9 protein-coding genes and 2 tRNA genes are annotated in these 20,214 nt (G+C 62.1%); 1 reads left to right on the top strand and 10 read right to left on the bottom strand.

Annotated elements, in window-relative coordinates; translation table 11 throughout:
- Positions 1 to 176 precede the first annotated feature (176 nt).
- From Pcatena_RS00055 to Pcatena_RS00040, 4 genes are all read right to left on the bottom strand, one after another.
- A complete protein-coding gene (locus Pcatena_RS00055; protein ID WP_126420511.1) occupies positions 177 to 7,580 on the bottom strand; it encodes a Spy0128 family protein in 7,404 nt (2,467 codons plus the stop codon).
- A gap of 232 nt (positions 7,581 to 7,812) precedes the next feature.
- Complete coding sequence (locus Pcatena_RS00050; protein WP_126420508.1) at positions 7,813 to 9,174, bottom strand: helix-turn-helix transcriptional regulator; 1,362 nt, start codon at positions 9,172 to 9,174, stop codon at positions 7,813 to 7,815.
- 355 nt (positions 9,175 to 9,529) lie between these two features.
- Positions 9,530 to 9,605 (bottom strand) — tRNA-Ala (locus Pcatena_RS00045).
- Between the two features lie 62 nt (positions 9,606 to 9,667).
- A tRNA-Ile gene (locus Pcatena_RS00040) sits at positions 9,668 to 9,744 on the bottom strand.
- A 202-nt stretch (positions 9,745 to 9,946) separates the two neighbouring features.
- Between Pcatena_RS00040 and Pcatena_RS00035 the strand changes: the two genes are divergently transcribed.
- Positions 9,947 to 10,474 (top strand): bifunctional nuclease family protein, encoded by a 528-nt coding sequence (locus tag Pcatena_RS00035; RefSeq protein ID WP_408634304.1) that lies wholly within the window; start codon positions 9,947 to 9,949, stop codon positions 10,472 to 10,474.
- A gap of 96 nt (positions 10,475 to 10,570) precedes the next feature.
- Here the strand turns inward: Pcatena_RS00035 and gyrA are convergent, their stop codons facing one another.
- From gyrA to Pcatena_RS00005, 6 genes are all read right to left on the bottom strand, one after another.
- Positions 10,571 to 13,246, bottom strand: coding sequence for a DNA gyrase subunit A (gyrA, locus tag Pcatena_RS00030; RefSeq protein WP_126420504.1), 2,676 nt, complete (start codon positions 13,244 to 13,246; stop codon positions 10,571 to 10,573).
- Positions 13,247 to 13,279: 33 nt separating this feature from the next.
- Complete coding sequence (gene gyrB, locus Pcatena_RS00025; RefSeq protein ID WP_126420502.1) at positions 13,280 to 15,316, bottom strand: DNA topoisomerase (ATP-hydrolyzing) subunit B; 2,037 nt, start codon at positions 15,314 to 15,316, stop codon at positions 13,280 to 13,282.
- A 122-nt stretch (positions 15,317 to 15,438) separates the two neighbouring features.
- Entirely contained in the window at positions 15,439 to 16,032 is a 594-nt protein-coding gene (locus tag Pcatena_RS00020) for a DciA family protein (RefSeq protein ID WP_126420500.1), read from the bottom strand.
- Complete coding sequence (gene recF, locus Pcatena_RS00015) at positions 16,016 to 17,107, bottom strand: DNA replication/repair protein RecF (RefSeq protein WP_126420498.1); 1,092 nt, start codon at positions 17,105 to 17,107, stop codon at positions 16,016 to 16,018. Before recF ends, Pcatena_RS00020 begins: the two co-directional genes overlap by 17 nt.
- 3 nt (positions 17,108 to 17,110) lie before the next feature.
- Positions 17,111 to 18,214: a DNA polymerase III subunit beta gene (dnaN, locus tag Pcatena_RS00010; protein WP_126420496.1), complete on the bottom strand. Its 1,104-nt coding sequence runs from the start codon at positions 18,212 to 18,214 to the stop codon at positions 17,111 to 17,113.
- Positions 18,215 to 18,455: 241 nt separating this feature from the next.
- Entirely contained in the window at positions 18,456 to 20,084 is a 1,629-nt protein-coding gene (locus tag Pcatena_RS00005) for a DnaA ATPase domain-containing protein (RefSeq protein ID WP_172596320.1), read from the bottom strand.
- Between the last annotated feature and the right edge of the window lie 130 nt (positions 20,085 to 20,214).

Raw genomic sequence — 20,214 nt, 5'->3', positions numbered from 1 at the left:
AAGAGAAGGGAGCCGAGGCCAATTGACCTCGGCTCCCAGAGCACCGGACGGGAATTGCGAAAGGAGAACGGGAGAAGCTCGACGAACCCGCCCGGTGGAAAGGAGCAGACCCTCGCCGGCGCGGCAATGGGAGGAGCCGCGCCGGCTTAGGCTTTCTTAGTCCCCTAGCTCCTCTTTCACCTCTTGTTCACAATGAGGGCAACAGCGAGGATGGCGACGCCGAGAACCGCGCTAACCACGATGGGTGCGGACTCGATGGGGCCGCCCGTCTGCGGGACGAACTTCGTGGGCGTCGCCGGGGTCGTGGGCTTCGCAGGTTCCTCGGGATTGGTGTACGTGTTGCGGAACACGCAAGCCGCGAGCTCCTCCTGGTTCACGCTCGCGATGAGGTTGCCCTGACGATCGTCTTTGACCGTGACAGTGACCTTGCGCTCCGGCTCGTCATACGTGACGCCCTGCTGGCCATCGTTCACCTCGGAGATGGTAAACGTGTAGGTGCCGACCTGCGTGAAGGAGAGATCGGAGAACGTAACCTGACCGTTCGCGTCATTCGTCGCGGTGAGCTCCACACCGCCACCGGAGAGCTTGAAGGTGAACTGGTCGGCCTTGAGGACTGCGCCCTCGAGCACCTTGGCTGCGGTGAGCGCGAGCTTCGTGGGCTTGGCGGTGTAGACGTTTTCGAACTCGGCCTCATCCGCATCCACAAGCTTGTGGGTAACGCCGAGGGTTCCGTCCCCGTTGTCCACGACGGTCGTCGTCACACGGTAGGTTGCATCGCTATACGTAACGCCATTCGCGGTGGTCCCGTAGCCATGCTCGCGAATCGTGTAGTTGTGGACGCCAGGAGCGGTGTACTCGATGGTGCTCAGAGCCACATTGCCCGATGCGTCATTCGTGCCCGTGGCAACAACGCGCCCATCCTCGATAAGCTCAAAGGTGAACTCGTTCGCATCGAGGGTGCGCCCGGTCAGGGTCTTGTGGACCCTGATCTGATCAGTGACGCTCGAAGTGGTGGACGTGACGCTGTAGGAGTTCGTGAAGGTGAAGGCGGGACCGGAGAGCACGTTGCCGTGCTCGTCGACGATGGCTGCGGTGAGGCTGCCACGGCCGTTGTCCGTGACCTTGACATACACGGTACGCGTGGACTGTGTGTCGTTCGTGACGCCATCTGCCGAACCGCTCTCGGTGATGTCGTAGCGATAAGTGTGGGAGCGCTCGCGGACGGGCTCGGAACCCGCCTCGTCGGCTCCGTCCGTCTCAGCGGTGTCGGAGACGACGCGCATCGCCCTACGGGACCTACGCCAGGATGCCGTGGCGGTGGCATCCCCCTCGACGTCATGGTTGGCGAGGGCCTCGAGCGCAGGCTCGGCTGCGGGCGCGGACTCGGTGGCGTCGGGTGCTACGGGAGCCTCTCCCTCGGCCTCAGGGGCCGCCTTGGGAGCAGCGTCTTCGGGCTCGGCCCCGTCAGAGAAGTTCTCCGCGGCGGAGGCGGGCTCTCCGGTCTGGACATCGGGCGTGGCCTCAGGGGCGTTCGTCGTCGGGGCGTCCAGCGCCTCGGCAGCCTCGTCCGTAGTGCCAGGAGTCTCGCCCAGGGCCTTCAGAAGGTCGTCGAACGTGAACGTGATCAAGCCGAAGCCGACGTTGCCGTTCGCGCCGTTCGTGGCGGTGGTGCGCTCGGGCATGGGAGCGCCGTCATAGCCCGTCACGGTGAACTTGAACTTACCGGCGATATCTGCCCCGGCAAGGCCATCGTCGACGTTGAGGAGCTTGGAGCCCGCAAGCTCGATGGAGACGGATTCGCCCGTCGCGTACGTGTTGCGGAACGCGGGGCCACCCGTGGGCAGGTTCGTCGTGCAGGTCAGCGTTCCTTTTCCGTTGTCCGTGACGGTCACGTTGAAGGGGAAGCTCGACGCCGTGGGCGTCACGCCCCGGTCGCCCAGGCCATCGGTGACCTCGTAGGCAACGTACGGAATCGTCCAGGTGCTGCCCGTGCGAGTAGCGAGACCCTTGCCAACAAGGCCCTCGAGTATTTTGCTGTCGTAGGACAGGGTCCCGAAGTCCACCTTGCCGTTGACATTCGTAGCGTTAGAGACGACCGCACGGTCACCCGCGCCATAGGCGAGGCGGAACTTAAAGTCGTTGTCAAACATGAGGCCGTTCGTCATGGACTTCGTGCCAACGATGGAAGTCGTCGTCCTCGCGGCGGCATAGGAGTTCTCGAAGGAGACCTTAGCAGCGGCGTTCGCATCGGAACCGGCAACGTAGGTGTACGTGTTGTCGATACCAGACGTGCTCGTAACGCGCGTCGTCACCGTGAGCCTGGCGTTGGAAGCGTCATCATCCGTGGTGATCTCGACGTTGTAGCTCGTTGCGTCATAGCTGACGCCACCAAGATTGCCGCCCTTCTCGGTAATGGTGTAGGAGTAGACCTTCCCTACGTCTTCCTGGGTAAACGTGACGCCCGTGGGCGAGCTCACCACAAGAGCCTCGTCCCCGTCAGGGGCTGCGGAGCTGGCGTGCTCGCCGGCAATCCCGAGCTTGTCGCCATCGCCGTTGGCGACAACGTCAAACCTAAACTCTCCCGCGCTCATGGCTCGGCCGTTCATCGTCTTCGTGACGCTCAGGCCACCAGCGGCGGTGTAGTCGAGGCGAGAGCTGTAGGTGTTCTTGAAGACGTTGTTCTCGTTCTTCACGACGGCACTCATCGTTCCGTTGCCCCGGTCAGCAACCGTCACGGTCACCGTCGCGACGTGGGGGTCGTCAGAGATTCCGGAGATGCCGGAGGCTTTCTCGCGAACCTCGTAGACGAACGTGCGGGCGCCATCGCGCACCATGTCATAGGTGAACGGGATGGTGCCAAACGTGAAGTCCGCCGCCTCGGTGGCGTCGTGGACGGTCACGCTGGTGACTTCCTCGCCGTTGGCATTGACGGGAAGAGGCGCTCCGTCCTTGGCGATGATCGTGAAGGTGAACTTGTCTCCCTCGCGCCACTCGCGACCCTCGAGAACCTTGGAGAAGTGGGGACTCACGAGCTGATCGGACGGGATGCTCGAGTCATAGGTGTTGACGAACTCCCCGTCACCGGACACGCGCTCGACGGAAGCCTCGAGCTTGCCAGTCTCGGTGTTATCGCGGACGGTAATGCGGAGGACAGCGACGTTGTCAGAGTAGGTCATACCACCGGCGCTTCCGCGCTTTTCGGTGACCTTGTACTCGTACTGACCAGGCTGCGTGTACACGATGGAGCCAAAGTCGATCTCCGCCACCCCGTCGGTGGCATCATTGGAGCTAACGGCAACCTCCGTAGAGGGCGCGCCGTCATCACCCATGGGGACGGGAGCGCCGTTGACGCCCTCGAGCAGGAAGGTGAAGCTGTCGCCATTCTGCCAGTCGCGGCCTTCGAGGACCTTCGTCAGGCCAAAGTCAGCCGTTGCGACCGTGGCATCCTCGGCATGGTACGTGTTCTCGAACAGGACCCTACGGCTGTCGTCGCTCACGACCTGGCCGTCGATCTTCGTCGTGACCGTCAGCGTGCCGTCGAGGTTATCGATGACGGAGACGACTACCTCGTGCGTGCAGTTGTCATAGCTAACGCCAGGGATCTTATCCCTATCGGCGGGGATGACCTCTGCCACATCGAACGCATAGGTCTTGTTGGCGTTCTCCGCACTAAAGACCACGTCAGACAGCTTCGCCATGTCCTCGGCGATGCCGCTTGCGCGCCTCTGGGTGTTGGAGAAGCTCTTGTCGGAATCGGCGAGCAAGGCATTTGCCTCGTCAGCCGTCGCAGCAGTGGTTCCGGTCTCGGCGGTAGCATCCTTGCCCTTGATGGTGAAGGAGAACATGCCCATATCCATGGAGCGGCCGGTGAGGACCTTGCTCACGGTAAGACCGGGATAGTAGGCGACCTCGGTGGGCGCGTAGACGTTCGTGAAGGCCGCGTAATCGGTAATGCCCTTGTCCTTATCGATCGCAGAGGTCGTGTTGTCGTAGGAGACGTTCCTAAGGGCGAGCGTGCCATTGTTGTCAACGATAGTGACGGTTGCGGTGGCGACGTGGCGGTCCCACGTGATGCCCGCGCCATCCTCGGCAGGGGCGTTCTCGCGAATGCCGAAGACGTACTCGCCAGGCTTGGTGAAGGTCATCTCGCCAGACTCAAGGTTGACCACGTTGCCGTTGGTCACACGATTGAGAGGCATGTCAGAGACGACACCATTCTCGGGGCCAGAGACGAGGCTCAGGGAGAAGTTGAAGTTATCCGTATCGAGCATGTCTCGGCCAACAAGCTGCTTCTCGCCCTTGATGATTCCGGATTCAGCGAACGCCTCGGGCGTATAGGAGTTCTCGAACGCAGCCTCCCCATGGCCCTCGCTCTCGCCCTCACGGGCATACGTGGCGGAGACCTTGACGAGGTTCTCGCCGTCGACGGTCTCGTGGGTCACAGTCACGGTCGCGATCCAGACCGCGTCGTCATATGTCATGCCGGGACGAGGATCGGCGGGGACCTTCTCGGAAATCCTGTACTGGTAGGTCTTGCCCACGTCCTCGCTCGTGAAGGTGATCCCCTCGAAGACCACGACGCCATGGGCGTTGTTGTTGCCAACGAGCTCGGTCGCGTCGGCGGGCATGGGAGCGCCGGGCATGGGCGTCAGCGAGAACTCGAACATATCGGGCTGGAGAGACAGCGCGCCAGACGCGTCGTGCAGCGTCTTCGTGGCGATGGGTGCCCACTCCTGCGAAGTGGCGTCGAAGGTGTTCGTGAACCTCGCGACGTTCGTCGCGGCGGCCTCTGCGGCGACTTCGGCACCGAGGTCGTCGCGGTCGCACGTGATCCCGGCAGAGGCGGCGAGCGTTCCGTCGTGGTTGTCCTCGGCCGTGACGGTCACGGTGTAGAGGGCGAGTGAGGTCGACACACCGGGCGTCGCGGCTTCCTCGGCGGGCTCGTAAATCTGATAGGTGTAGGTGCCAGGCGCGTTGTAGGCGATGTCACCAAAGTTGAAGGCAACAGGCGTTCCGGAGGGCGTGCCTTCGGGGCTCGTCACGACAATCCTGGAGATGTTTCCCTCGGCACCCTCCGGCATGGGTGCACCGTCGAGACCCTGGAGGATGAACGTGAAGCTATCGTTTGCGAGCCAATCGCGGCCATCGAGGATCTTCTCTCCGGCGAGGTTCTCTCTGCCGGAGAGCGTTCCCTTAGCGGAGTAGGTGTTCCTGAATTCTGCCTTAGCCTCAAGGCCGGCCTCGATCGTGCCTTCCTGCGGCACGGTGGGCGAAGTCACAAAGCCGTTCGCGGCTTCCTCGGTCACGGTGTAGGCAGTTCCCCGAGGAAGGCCATACACGTAGAGCGTCTCTCCGTGCTTGAGCGTGTGCGTGGCATTGCCGTGGGCGTCGAGCGTGAGGTCCCAGGACGCGTCACCGTGGGCCGTCCCGTCCTTACCCTTGACGGTGGCCTTGAACGTCTTGCCGGCAGCATCGGGAATCGAGATGTTGAACGTGAAGTTAAGGTCGTTGTAGTAACCCTCGTCGAAGCCAGCGGGAACAGCGACCGTCTTGGAAATCGCGAGCGTTCCGGGCTGCTCGAGCGAGATGCGACCGTTGTTGCCAAGGGCAACGTTGATTGTCCTGCCGCTCCAGTGGGGGTTGATGATGGAAGAGGCGGTACCCGTGGCGTTGGCATCCTTATCGGTGTGCATCTCGTTGATGTAGGTGAGGCGGCGGGAGCCCTTCCTCAGGATGAGATATCCGGACTCATCAGTGGCGATTGCGCCCGTAACACCCTCGGCAACGCTGCCGGGGAAGGAGGCCACGCTCGAAGACTTGGTGGCCTTTCTGTCAGCAATGTCATACCAGGAACGCTTGTAGTAATACGTCGCAGAGCTGCTCAGCGGACCACGAGCGCGCTGCGTGCACTCAGCATCACGGTAAAGGGGCGTGTCTTCGGTGATGTAGTAGTAGCTGTTACCCGTCGCGGGAGTGAATGCAGACGTCGTGTCGCCATCCACCACCCCACCGGAGTACGCGTTCGCGAGGAAATAAACCTTCCCATCTTCATCCGTGTGGCTGGCAATGTAGTCCGCCATGGCCTCGTCGGGATTCGCGAGGAGGTCAATCGCCTCTTCCTTAAGGCTTGACCCATAGAACACGCGAATGGGGAATGTCAGCGTCACGTCGCCGGTTCCCGCATCCTCGTCGATGTTGAAATGACGAAGCGGAATGAGGGACGCCGGAATGGAGACGGTCACCTTGTCACCGGTCCGGGCATCATCGGAGCGCTCGACGCGAATAACGATATCGGCAAGGTCGCCCGTGGGATAGAGCACGTTACCGGCCGTGCCATGGAACGTGTAGGTATCGACATTGTCAGATCGGGAGACATCGGGGGCGGAGAAGACCCGCCTGGCAAAAACGATGCTCTTGAAGCTGTCGACCTTCATGTAGTCGCCCAGTTGATCAGTAAACGTCACGTAACCAGACGTGTTCTCGGCACCCTCGACGACATCAGTGGGATGACCGGCCGCACTCACGATGTCCTGCGAGATTCCACTGAAGACATCCTTGAGGTCGTCGGCATTCGTCGCCGTCTTATAGAAGTCAGAGTCAGTCGCGCGCGCACCAAGCTCGTCATACTCCGTTGCGGCGGGATAGTTGCTGGACACGGCGTGCAGGAACTTGTTCTCCTTCGTAGCTCCCCAGCTGTCGGGGTCAACGGAAGGATTGGCGCCATTCTGGATGCCAACGGTGTAGATGGTAGTTCCACCATCCTTAAGGGCCTTAGCGGTGGAAACGGCGCGGTTGGCGACGCTCTCGCTGAATTCATTGCTCGTAGTCGGCGTACCGTCCGTGAAGAACACGACAACCTTCTTTGCACCAGGGCGCGGGTTGTCATCGAGTGCCTTTTTGGCTTGGCTCATACCCTCGTCGGCGCGGGTGGCGCCGGCAGGCTCGATCGCGTTGATGCGGGAGGTAATGGTCCCCTTGCCGTCCTGCGTGCAAGCGGTGAGCCCAAGCATGCGCTGACTGTAGTTGTATTTGTAGCCTCCAGACCAGTAGGTATCGTTGCCGATGCGCTCCGTGCCGTTGCCGGCAAACTTCACCACGGCGACGCGATGTTGCTGGTTTGCGTCCGAGACACCCTCGTTTGCCTTCGCGATTTCGTCGACGAAGGCGTTGGCGGCAGCCTTGAGCGCATCGATGCGCTTGGTGGAGTCACGGTTGCCCATCGAATCGTCCATCGAGCCAGAGGCGTCGAGAACGAGGACGATATCCAACGGCGTCGAGGACGTCATCGTCAGGTTCGACGTCGAGGAGATGGCGGAGAGTGACGTCAGGAAGTCCGAGTCACCCTTCTCGGTCGTCATGGTGCCGCCGGCACCCGTGAGGTCGATGTTGTCATCCGAGACGGTCTTATCGGTCCAAATGCGGCCGACGTTCTCCGTCGAGTTTTCGAGGTCCCAGTTGCGCCACGTTGACGCAGACGAGGGGTCGGCGACCGTGGTAGCGCCAGCCGTGGCGGCGAAGGCCGAGACAGGTGCCAACGTAAGGAATATCGCAAACAACAACAGAAGCCTTAGTCGCCTCATGGTGACCTCCTCCGACGAAAGCTAGATAACCGAGCTTATCTTATCGTCAGTAAATCGAGGTCAATTCAATAGGTCACATGTGTGCCAAATTTGAGAACTCGCAGGTAGATTAGCTTGTTCTAAAAATCACCGTTTCCACGAACGGTAAGGGAAAACAAAGCCGCGCGATGGTTGAAGAGGCACATATCTATCGATACGGAAGAGCGATTAAACGCCTCTGGCCTCTCTCGCCCTAGCCCCTCTCGCGAGTCTTGAATTCGTCGAACCAGGCGTCGAATTCTCGATAGAGACCAACGCGCGTGGTAACTCTCGCCTTCTCGTAGATGGCGGAGATATGCCTCTGTGCCACGCGGCGTGAGATGAACAGGCCATCGGCAATCTCTTGAACACCGAGGTCCGTCGTCAGGAGGGCCATATACACTTCCCCCTCCCTCGCAGTGAGACCAATCTTCTCGGCGTATAGGACGAGCGCTTCTTCGCGGGATGGAAGGGCAGACACCTGGATGGGATTTTCGCCGGCCCCCTCTTTCTTCTCGTCCAGGTTCTCCGTAATTCCCCACGCGATGTCGCGAACAAGGACGAGAAGGCAGACGACCGAAAGCAAGCATGACAAGGTCACCGTCACGACCACGCCCAGCGATTCAAAGAGGAAGCGTGCGAACAGTGCGCCCAAAGCGCCCACGAGACAGCTGATGGCCCTTCCCATACTTGCAACGATCTCCGGGCAAGACGTCTTGGGCGCGACCCTCATGAAGCTCGCGCTGAGATACATGAGATAGAAAGAGCCATATATTCCCGCGATAAAGGCAGCGGCGGGCATTCCCTCCGGCGTTTCCGCCGCAGGCACCGCCGCAGCGACGAGGAACATCGCGCATATTGTGATGAGGGAGCGAAGACGGCCTTTCTTCAGGTCAAACAGCACGCCGACGAACGGAAGCGAAAGCGAGTAGGCGATCTTGGAGAGACCGATGCTGAGGATATTCCCATTTGCATAGTTCCAGACGAGGACGCCGTCGAGAAGGCCGTAGTCGAGGGTCATGGCGGCGGCAGCAACTGCAAGAAGGACGATCGACCCCCTGCTCACGCCGGATACCTGCTGCGGTGATGGCCGATGATCGTATAGCCACCGCCTAGCGGGACGACCGTCAAGCCACAAAATGGCAAGCGCGCTCAGAATTACGCAGACCACAAAGACCGCGGGGGTCATCCCGAGGGTTTCGACTAGATACTCGAGCAGGGAGGCTACGCCCATGCCAATCCCAAGCGCTCGTCCAGAGACCTCGCTCTCGTACGACACGAGGCTAAATCCATAATGGACGGCGGCGCCAAGGTAGCCAAGAGCCAGAATCGTCGTGCTGCTCGCGATAAGGAAGCCGGGCAGGCGAAGGGTTGCCACCATCCCAATGGCTCCGGTAACACAAAGAGACATTGCGGCAGCGGCAGCGGTCCTTTTCTCCATCGAGCCGGGAAGATAGGCTCCCGCGACCCAGAATAGGACGTAACCAAGCCCCGTAAAGGCGAGCAGAATCGCGTATACGTTCCCTATGACGCCGGGATCCGCAAGGCGAGGAGTACGCCCCAGCGTTACGGACATGCAGAGCTTCCAGGTGAAGAAGTAGAGGGAGAAAGAGGCGACCTCAATGATTAGCGACGGGGAGAGATAACGGGAGGGGGGGCAATATGTTGAAGCTTTCTAGTTGCGCGCACGAGTCGCCTCCCTTCGTCACACCATGTATCTTCGCACGATATTCGAGAGGGGGAGATAATAAAAGTCTCAACAGAGTCCAAAATATTCAACGCTTTTGAAGCAGACGGCAGAGTCCGGAGAAACGATAACGATTACACCTTTTCACGCTTCGCGGGCATTCAGAGATGTCTTGAGAATGCGGGCGTCGGGCAAGGGATGTCAGCATAAAAAAACGCCGGAGAAGCACTCCGGCGAAACAGACTGGTGGAGACGATGGGGATCGAACCCACGACCTCAGGCTTGCAAAGCCCGCGCTCTCCCAACTGAGCTACGTCCCCTTTTAGTAATAAACGCCCCAGCGGCGACTCGGCTCACGCTGGGGCGTTTATTGGCGAAAAGGTGGTGGGCCCGACAAGGTTCGAACTTGTGACCTCCCGGTTATCAGCCGGACGCTCTGACCAACTGAGCTACGGGCCCACATGCGGTGTGTTCGCCACAACGCGCTTCGCTATAATAAAACATCGCCCAAACGAAGGTCAACCACTTTTTTCAAAAAAGTTTTTGCGCCGCCAAATTCGATGACAACGGGTAGCATATCGCTACCTAAGGGACGGGCAGTGACTCTGGCGATGACGCCCCTGTCACATCAAGACGAGAAGGGATGGTCCACGTGGTCAAGATGACGTTGAAGAACCTCATCGTGGGAGGTGGCCCCATTCCCTCCGCCATCATCCTGCAGCCCGATCAGGAGCACTCAGAAGACGAGACGGAGCGCGAGCAGAGCGAGCTCGTGCTGCCCATCAGCGTTGGCACCGTCGACGCCGCCAACGTTGCGCGCGCCACGAATGCCGATGACCACAAGCGACCGGCAACCCATGCCCTGCTCGTCGATGTCATCGACGCGCTGGGAGCCGATCTTGAGAGCGTAAGCATCACGCGCGTCGAGGGTGCCACCTTCTTCGCGACGCTTGACATCCGCTCGGCCACTGGAGAGCAGCATCACATCGATGCACGGCCGTCGGACGCCATCTCCGCCGCCATCGAGGCTGACGCCCCCGTGCTTGCCAGCGAGGAGGTCCTCCGGTGCGCCGGGCTGCCCGACTTCGCTGCCGTGAAGAGAGACGAGCAGGAGCGCGAGGCCGCCGAGTTCCATGACTTCGTCGAGAGCCTCACCCCGGATGACTTCAAGGCGCCAAGGCAGAACTAGAAAAGCGGGACCAAGGCCATCTGACGGTCTTGGTCCCGCTTCATATCCGTTCAAAGAGAGGGCCCGAGAGTCTTTGACACTTTCGGGCCCTCTTGGTTACTCGTCTTCGACGGGTGTCTCGCCGGCGTCAGGCTCGTCGGCGTCCTCGGAGACCTCCATGCGGGCAAGCGCGCACACCGAGTCCTTCTCGTCCACGTCCATGACCTTTACACCCTGCGTGGAGCGTCCAAGCTCGGAGATGTCCTCGACCCTCACACGGATGACGACGCCGGTGGTGCTCACGATCATGAGCTCGTGGCTCGGGTCCACGACGCGGCAGGCCGCGAGCTGGCCCTTCTTGTCAGTCATCGTGATCGTGAAGACACCCTGGCCGCCGCGCTTGTGCTCGGGGTACTCAGAGACCGGGGTGCGCTTGCCGTAGCCCTTCTCCGTGATGACGAACAAGTCGCCGGTGCCGTTCGTGATCTCCATGCCAAGCATCTTCGCGTCGCCCTTGAGCGTGATGCCACGCACGCCGCTCGTGTCACGGCCCATCGGGCGCACGTCGCTCTCGGGGAACATGATGGCCTTGCCGTCCGTGGAGACGAGGATGACCTTCTCGCCCTCGCGCACGCGACGGACGTTCACAAGCTCGTCGCCTTCACGCAGGTTAATGGCGATAAGACCGTCGCGACGGGTGCGGTCGTAGGCACTCATGGCCGTCTTCTTCACGGTTCCGGCGGCCGTGGCGAACATAAGGTACTCGTCGGCGGGGAAGTCGCGGCACGTGATGACGGCCGTGGCGTGCTCACCCTCGGAGAACGGCACGAGGTTCACGATGGCGGTGCCGCGGGCCGTGCGCTGGCCAATCGGCAGCTCGTGGACCTTCAGGCGATACGCCTTGCCCTTGTTCGAGAAGAACATCACGTAGTCGTGCGTGCTCGCCACGAACAGGTCCTCGACGAAGTCATCGTCCTTGAGGTTGACGCCCTGGACGCCCTTGCCGCCACGCCTCTGCGCACGATAGGTGTCAACCGGCGTGCGCTTCACGTAGCCGGAGTGCGTCACCGTGATGACCATGTCCTCCTCGGCGATGAGGTCCTCGACGTTGAGCTCGCGCGTGCCCATGGGGTTGATCTTGGTGCGGCGCTTGTCGGCGAACTTGCGCTCGATCTCTCGCATCTCGTCCTTGATGACGCCCAGGATCTTCTCGGGGTTGGCGAGCAGGTCCTCGTAGTAGGCGATGGCCTGGCGAAGCCCATTGAGCTCCTCCTGGATCTGGTCGCGCGAGAGGCCCGTCAGGCGGCGCAGGCGCATCTCGAGGATGGCCGTGGTCTGCTCGGACGTGAAGCCGAAGCGCTCGATGAGGCGCTCGGAGGCCTCGGAGTCGGTGCGGCTCGAGCGGATGATGCTGATGACCTCGTCGATGTGATCGAGGGCCATGAGGTAGCCCTCGAGGATGTGGGCGCGGGCCTGGGCCTTCTTGAGGTCGAAGCGCGTGCGGCGGGTCACCACGTCAACCTGGTGGTCGATGTAGTGCTGGAGCATCTCGCGCAGCGTCAGCAGCTTTGGCGTGCCGTTGACGAGGGCCAGGTTGATGACGCCGAACGTTGTCTGGAGCTGGGTGTACTTGTACAGGTTGTTGAGCACGACCTGCGGAATGACATCCTTCTTGAGCTCGATGACGAGACGGATGCCCTTCTGGTTGGACTCGTCGCGCAGGTCAGAGATGCCCTCGATGCGCTTCTCGTTCACGAGCTGGGCGATCTTCTCCTGCAGGGAGCCCTTGTTGACCTGGTAGGGCATCTCGGTGAAGACGAGGCGGGAGCGGCCGCTCTTCATGTCCTCGACATGGGCCTTCGCGCGCACGGTGAGCGAGCCGCGGCCGGTCTCGTAGGCCTCCCTGATGCCGTCCATGCCCATGATGACGGCGCCCGTCGGGAAGTCGGGGCCGGGCATGACCTGCATGAGCTCGTCGGTCGTGGCGTCCGGGTTGTCGATGAGCATGCACGCAGCCTCGATGGCCTCACCGAGGTTGTGCGGCGGGATGTTCGTGGCCATGCCGACGGCGATGCCGTTGCAGCCGTTCACGAGCAGGTTGGGGAAGCGGGCCGGCAGCACGGAGGGCTCGGAGAGCGACTCGTCGTAGTTGGGCTGCCAGTCGACCGTGTCCTTCTGCAGGTCTCGCAGCAGCTCCATCGCGGGCTTTGCGAGGCGGCTCTCCGTGTAACGCATGGCCGCCGCGCCGTCGCCGTCGATGTTGCCAAAGTTGCCGTGACCGTCGACAAGGGGCACGCGCATGGAGAACCACTGTGCGAGACGAACCATCGTCTCGTAGACCGCGAAGTCGCCGTGCGGGTGGTACTTGCCGATGACCTCGCCGACCGTCCACGCACTCTTCTTGTGCGGGCGGTTGGGGAAGATGCCGCTCTCATTCATCGCGTAAAGGATGCGGCGGTGCACCGGCTTCAGGCCGTCTCGGACGTCCGGCAGCGCGCGGGCGGTAATGACCGACATCGAGTACTCGATGAAGCTCTGGCGCATCTCGTGGCCAAACTCGGAGAGTTGTAGGGCGCCACCATGCTCGTCCGTCTCGCCGGAGTCGGTGCCGCGACCGGCGTCGCCGAACTCCTCCTCGAGCTCGCCGTCGTCGTCGCTGTCCTCGTCCTCATCGGACTCGACGTAGACGTCGGTGCCCTCGTCCTCGGCCGAGGCGCGGTCGAGCAGCCTCCTGAGGTCCTCGGGCAGGTCGGCGCCGTTCTCGCCACCCGTGATGTTGGTATCGTCTGCCATGTATGGCCTTTCTATCTAAGTCGGCAGGTCTCTTTACGCGTCGAGGAAGCGGGCGTCATGGGCATGGCGCTCGATGTAGTCGCGGCGATAGCCCACCTCGCTGCCCATGAGCTCGCGGACGGCACGGTCTGCGGCCGCGGCGTCCTCGATGGTCACGCGCTGCAGGATGCGTGTCTTGGGGTCCATCGTCGTGGAGGCAAGCTGCTTGGGGTCCATCTCGCCCAGGCCCTTGTAGCGTTGGACGTCGTAGCCCCTCTTCTTTTTCTTGAGCTTGCCGGAGTCGTCCTTGGTGTCACCGTCGTCGTCGGGCGAGAAGCCGAGCGAGCGGATGGTGTCGCGAAGGATCTCCTCCTCGGTCTGGCGACCGTTGGGGTAGACGTAGTGAATCTTCTTGCGAACCTTGACGCCAAAGATCGGCGGGCAGGCGACGTAGATGTAGCCGGCGTCGATGAGCGGGCGCATGTACTTGTAGAAGAACGTCATGAGCAGAATGCGGATGTGGGCGCCGTCAACGTCTGCATCGGTCATGATGATGATCTTGTGGTAGCGGGCCTTGGTGATGTCGAAGTCGCCACCGTCGCCGGCAGCCGTCGTGACGCCGGTGCCGATGGCGGTGATGAGCGACTGGATCGTGTCGGACGAGAAGGCGCGGTGGTCACCGACGCGCTCGACGTTCAGGATCTTTCCTCGCAGCGGCAGGATCGCCTGGATGTCTCGGCGGCGTCCGTCCTTGGCAGACCCTCCTGCCGAGTCGCCCTCCACGATGAAGAGCTCGGTGAGCTCGGCGTCGCGCACGGAGCAGTCGGCAAGCTTGCCGGGCAGGCTCGCGCTCTCGAGCAGACTCTTGCGGCGCGTGGCCTCGCGGGCCTTGCGGGCGGCCGTGCGGGCCTTGCACGCCTGCTGGGCCTTGCTCACGATCGTGCGGGCCTGCTTGGGGTGCTCCTCGAGATACTCGGCCAGGCCGTCTGAGACGACCTTGTTCGTGAGGGTGCGCATGTAGGAGCTGCCGAGCTTTGCCTTGGTCTGGCCCTCGAACTGCGGGTCGGGAAGCTTGACGGAGATGACGGCAGACAAGCCCTCGCGGACGTCATCACCCGTGAGGTTGGCCTCCTTCTCCTTGAGAAGCCCCTGCTTGCGGGCATAGTCGTTGACCACTCGCGTAAGTGCCGTGCGGAAGCCCTCGAGGTGCATGCCTCCCTCGGGCGTGTAGATGTCGTTGGCAAACGACATGACGTTCTCGCCGTAGCCGCTGTTCCACTGCAGGGCTACCTCGACCTCGCCCATCTTGTCCAGAGGCGTCTCAGGGCCGGTCTTGCCCTCGATGTAGATGGGATCCTTGAGGCCCTCGGGAACGTCCTTGCCGTCATTGAGGAACCTCACGAAGTCGATGATGCCGCCGGCATAGCAGAACTCCTCGACGCGCGGGGTGGCCTCGCGCTCGTCAGTGAGGGAGATCTTGAGGTTCTTGTTGAGGAACGCCGTCTCCTGCAGGCGGTTGTGCAGGGTGTCGAAGTCGTAGACACAGGTCTCGAAGATCTCATCGTCGGGCCAGAAGGTCACCGTGGTGCCGGTCTGCTCGGACTGACCCACGACCTTCATCTTCTCGGTGGTCTTGCCGCGGGCAAACTGCATCTCATAGACGTTGCCGTCACGCTTGACCTGGACAACGACCTTCTTGGAGAGGGCATTCACGACGGAGATACCCACGCCGTGAAGGCCGCCGGACACCTTGTAGGCGCTGTTGTCGAACTTGCCGCCCGCGTGCAGGATCGTCATGACGACCTCGAGCGTCGGAATCTTCTTCACCGGGTGCAGGTCGACGGGGATGCCGCGGCCGTTGTCGACGACCGTGATGGAGTTGTCGGCATGCACCGTGACGGAGATCTCGGTGCAGAAGCCGGCCATGGCCTCGTCGACGGAGTTGTCCACGATCTCCCATACGAGGTGGTGCAGACCGCTGGCGGACGTCGAGCCGATGTACATGCCAGGGCGCTTGCGGACGGCCTCGAGGCCCTCGAGGATCTTGATCTCTCCGCCATCGTATTCGGAATTCTTGGGAGTCTCTGCCACGCGACAGTCCTTTCCCTAGGGTTAACGTCAATCTTTCCTAGTTTAGAACATATCGCGGATATCTCTAGGCCCAAACCTATAGACACCATGCAAGGGGCATCGCTTATACGGCAGCGCGGCTCTCACGGGTTCTGAGGGCTGGTTTGCGATTCTCTCGTGGTCTTGAGCTTCGCGCGGCGAAGCGACATTTCCATCGCCTTAGACGCGTTCGCGCGAATCTTGGGCGAAAGCTGAGCCGTCGCGGCGTCAACATGGGCCCGCTCCAGGGGCGTGAGGGGAGGCAGGTCTCGCGCAACACTACGGTCTTCACGCGTCTCTCCGCGTTCCTCGCGCCGCTGACCTGCCTTCTTCGAGAGCTTGAAGCACACGTGCCCCACCTCGAGGCCAGCGTGCGCAAGGCGGTCCACGTACAGCTCGGCATTCGTCGTGAGGTCAACCATGAGGGCGTGTCCGTCAAGGTAGACGACGAGGTCGGGAAGGGAGGCCCTTCCCCTGGGCTCGCTGAGCCACACCGCCACCGTGTGCTTCGCCGCGCGGCGGCCGGCCACGCGGCGCCACGTCGTGAGTGCCAGGCTTGCCGCCGAGGCACCCGCGAGCAGGTTCTTGTCGACAAACGAGGACACGAGCTCGCCGGCGGTCTGGGGCTGATGCTGCTTCGACGGATCGAGGGGATCGTACTCGAGCCGCTCTAGGCGACGCTTACGACTCTGGGCCATAGGGCACCACCAGCATGCTCTCGAGAAGCTCGTCGTCAAAGTACGAGAGGTTCGTTGTCGTGATGATCGTCTGGATGCCACCCTCGACAAAGCGCGTGACGCAGGCGCGGCGACTCGCGTCGAGCTCGCTCATGACGTCGTCGAGCAGAAGCAGCGGACGCTCGCCGAGGAGGTCCTCGCACAGGCGCACCTCAGCCATCTTCCAGGCCAGGGCCACGGAGCGCTGCTGGCCCTGACTCCCGTACGCACGGGCGTCGCGGCCGTCTATCTCGAATACGACGTCGTCTCGGTGCGGACCCGTGAGCGTCTGGGCACGGCGGAGGTCGTCTGCGCGACGGGCGCGCATCTGCTCGAGCATGAGGCCGACAAGCTCGTCACGGCCCATGCCCACCTCGGCTCCCTCGACGCTCGGGGCATAGCGGCACGCAAGCCGCTCCGATCCGGCGACCTCCGCGTAGACCTCGGACACGAGCGAGGAGAGCCTCCCAAAGAGGTTCAGCCTGTGGTGGAGCAGCGTGGCACCGCCCAGGGCCACCGACTCGTCCCAGGCATCAAGGAGGGCGGCGTCGCACCCATCCTTGAGAAGGCGGTTTCTCTGCTCGACCGAGCGCGTGTAGGTGGAGAGGACCTTGCGGTAGCCCACGTTTGCCTGGGCTCCGAACGAGTCGAGCTCTCCCCTGCGCCGAGATGCCGACCCCTTCACGAGAGAGAGGTCGTCCGGGCAGAACAGGATGGACAACAGCGTCCCGGAGAGATCCTGCCCACGGCAGGGCTTGCCGTTGCGCAGAAACCGACGCTTGTCGGGCGTGGCCACAAGCTCCACGTCCACGACGCGCCCGTCCCCCTCGAGCCTGGCCGAGACGTGCGCCTCGGCCGCGCCGGGGGCGAGCAGCTCTGACGGCGAAGGCCTGCGGAAGGACTGTCCGCTCGTGACGTACTGTAGGGCCTCGACCGTGTTCGTCTTGCCCACGGCGTTGGGCCCCACGAGCACCGTGACGCCCTCAGACGGCTCGAGCACGCGGCCGGCGAGGTTGCGGTAGTCCCTGAATGATATGCGCGAGACGGTAAGAGACACGGGCTACATCCGCACGGGCATGAGCAGGTACAGGTAGTTGATCTTGCCGTAGCTCTTGAACACACCTGGGCGCATGCTCTGCTGCAGCTCGAGCGTGACCTCGCTGTCCTGCGACAGGGCACCCACGCAGTCGCCAACGTAGCGGTAGTTCATGCAGATGGAGTTTGCCTCGCCCTCAACCTCGACGTTCACCTGTTCGCGGGCATCTCCCTGGTCGGGAGAGGTCGAGGAGAGCGTGACGAGGCCGGCGTCCGGGTCCACGTCGAAGCGAACGGCCGAGTTGGACGTGGCGATGGAGCTCACGCGGCGCAGGGCACCGGCGAGGTCGGCAACCTTCGTCCTCATCGTGGTAAGGCAGCTCGAGGGCAGCAGCTGCTTATAGTTGGGGAACGTCCCCTCGATGCGGCGCGAGACATAGGTGGTGTTGCCCGAGACGAAGATGACCTGGTTGGTCGTGGCGCCGATGATGACCGTTGCCGAGTCGCTCGGCAGGCTCAGGACGTCATGGAAGGCGGTTCCGGGGATGATCATCTCGAACGTGCCCTCGAGCGAGGAGGTCTCGACGTTCGTGTCACACACGACGAGGCGGTAGGAGTCGGTTGCGACGAGGCGCACGCAGTTCTCCTCCACGTTCAGCAGGATGCCGGCCAGCACGGGGCGGCTTGTGTCGCGTGACGTGACCTTGTAGACCTTGTCGACCATCTCCGACAGGGCGTCGCAGGGGAGCTCCACCGAGCGCTCCATGGCAATCTCCGGGAAGCTCGGGAACTCGGAGGCGTTGAGCGTGTTGAGGTGGAAGGAGCTCTTGTCGCACGTGACGTTGATCGTGCCCTCGCCACCGTCAAAGGTGACGGCTGCGTCTTGAAGGTTCTTCACGACGTTAGAGAGCATGCGGCCAGAGATGACCGTCTCGCCCTCCTCCTCGACGTTGGCCGCTATCTTGTGCCTGATCGAGGTGTCGAGGTCAGACGTCTGCATCTCGAGGGTTCCGTTCGAGGCGCGCATGAGGATGCCACCGAGAACGGGAATGGTTGAGTGCGAGGCTATGCCCTTCGAGACCACTGAGAGCGCCTTGGCGAGCGAGGACTGGCTGACGGTGAAGCGCATGTGTCTCTCCTTGTCTATCTATGTATGTATATATAGATATATAGCTAGTGGATGTAGTAAAGCGTGTTCAAATGTGAACAAGTTTGCAAAGTACCAGTTCAGCGCCTTGTTCGTGGCCTTTTCCCTTGTTGAGAAACAGCCTCTCTTTTGAACGTTGAAGGCATGTGCAAAACTCTTTCAACGCGACGTGGGCGGTTTTCAACGGTTTTCACCCGACTTTTCACAGGCAACGAAGAAAGCCCTAGGCGCCGGCCATGAGGTCCTCCTTCATCCGCGCGATCTTGTCGTGCACCACGCGGTCCTCGTGACGACGGTCCTCGACCCACTTGATGCTGTGCTTCACGGTGGCATGGGTGCGCCCGCCGAACCGCTCGCCGATCTGGGCAAGCGTTGAGTCCGTGAGCTCCCTCGCGAGCCAGACCGCGACGTGGCGTGGCTCCATGAGACCCTTGTTGCGCTTGTTGCTGATGAGGTCTGCGTGGGATACCGAGTAGCGCTGCTCGACGAACTTCTGGATCTGCTCGATCGTGAACGTGCGCGTGTCCGCGCCCCACTTCTTGGTGGCTATCTGCGAGATGTCCTCGCGCGTGAACTCCTCGCCCCTGGCCTGGCGGCTCGTGGCCTCGAGGAGGCACAGCTGACAGAAAGACTTGATGGTGCGGATGGAGGCGCCGGCCCTCTGGGCCATGAACTCGAGGGAGGCGTCGTCGAGCGCGCCGTCGTAGTCGTGCTGGCCGTTCTCGATGGCGTCCGCCTTCATGCGCTCGTAGAACGCCTTGATGAGCCCGAGCTTGAGCTCATAGTTCGGCACCTGGATCGAGAGCGTGACGCCGGAGTCCAGGCGGGTGGTCACGCGCTCCTCCAGGCCGAGCTCGGCCGGGCTCTCGTCTGCCGCGAGCACGATCTGCTTGCCGTTGCTCGTGAGGTAGTTGAAGGTGTCGAAGAAGAAGTTGATGGACTTCGCCGCGCCGCGGAACCCCTGGATGTCGTCGATGATGAGGACATCGATGTCATGGTAGTTCTGCTCGAGCGCCCGCTTGACGTCCCTGGACGTGTCGACCATGGCGTCCGTGTAGTCGCTCACGAATTCGCGGGCGTTGCGATAGACGCAGATGCGGTCGGGGTCATTGACGGCGAGGTAGTTCTGGATGGCCTTGAGCAGGTGGGTCTTGCCCATGCCCGGCCCGCCGTAGATGAACAACGGGTTATAGCCGTTGCTTCCGTTGGCCACGGCCTTTGCGGCCTGGAAGGCCAGCTGGTTCTCCTCGCCCTCGACGAAGGTGTCAAACGTCAACTGCGAGTCTGCCGGGGCGATGTCTTGCACGAGTGGGTTCTTGCGGCGCCTGGCAAGGGCGTCTTGCTCGGCCTCCGGCTCCCTCTCAGCCTCGGCCGTGGGGTTGAGCAGGCGCTCGAGGTCCTCGCGCGAGATGGTTGTCTGGTTTGTGACGGGGGCGTGGGCCGCCGGCGCCGGATTCGCCTGTGGCATGTGTGCCGGCATGGAGACGGTCGGCGTGGACGCGGGTGCGGTGGCCGCTGGGATGGGCTGCGCGGGCCGTGGCTGTGCGATGGCGGCCGGTGCGCTGACGCTTGATGCCGCCGCGCTTCCCCTGTTGAGGTCGACCGCGAGCTGCATGGGCTGAAACGCCGCTCGCTCGATTGCTCCCCTGATGAGGTCTGCGTTCCTCTCGACGTTTCTGCGCACGAATCCGCTCTTTGCCGAGATGGTCAACGTGTCATCCGTGAGTCCGATTGCCTCGCAGCTCTGCAGCATCGCGAGGGTCGACGGCGCCAGTCCGTCCTCGGTGAGTATTGCGACGACGTCCTCCCACAGAATCTGGGCGTCTGACTCCTGGTTGTTGAACTCGGCCATGTGCTTCCCGTCGGTCTGAGTGCCGCGCATGCGGCAAGATAACTCCCGCCAGTCCCTCGCGTTGCACATGCTACGCATGGGATTGATGAAAACTCATTATATGGGACGAGTAGTTTTCAACGTCTGCAAA

Source organism: Parolsenella catena, from assembly GCF_003966955.1.
Taxonomy (GTDB): Bacteria; Actinomycetota; Coriobacteriia; order Coriobacteriales; family Atopobiaceae; genus Parolsenella; species Parolsenella catena.
This window is presented reverse-complemented; position numbering and strand designations above follow the sequence as displayed.

Bases quoted from the DNA above. Each gene is read 5' to 3' on its own strand.
- Pcatena_RS00055 (WP_126420511.1), bottom strand. From the start codon at position 7,580: ATGAGGCGACTAAGGCTTCTGTTGTTGTTTGCGATATTCCTTACGTTG.
- Pcatena_RS00050 (WP_126420508.1), bottom strand. From the start codon at position 9,174: ATGTCCGTAACGCTGGGGCGTACTCCTCGCCTTGCGGATCCCGGCGTC.
- Pcatena_RS00035 (WP_408634304.1), top strand. From the start codon at position 9,947: ATGACGTTGAAGAACCTCATCGTGGGAGGTGGCCCCATTCCCTCCGCC.
- gyrA (WP_126420504.1), bottom strand. From the start codon at position 13,246: ATGGCAGACGATACCAACATCACGGGTGGCGAGAACGGCGCCGACCTG.
- Pcatena_RS00020 (WP_126420500.1), bottom strand. From the start codon at position 16,032: ATGGCCCAGAGTCGTAAGCGTCGCCTAGAGCGGCTCGAGTACGATCCC.
- dnaN (WP_126420496.1), bottom strand. From the start codon at position 18,214: ATGCGCTTCACCGTCAGCCAGTCCTCGCTCGCCAAGGCGCTCTCAGTG.
- Pcatena_RS00005 (WP_172596320.1), bottom strand. From the start codon at position 20,084: ATGGCCGAGTTCAACAACCAGGAGTCAGACGCCCAGATTCTGTGGGAG.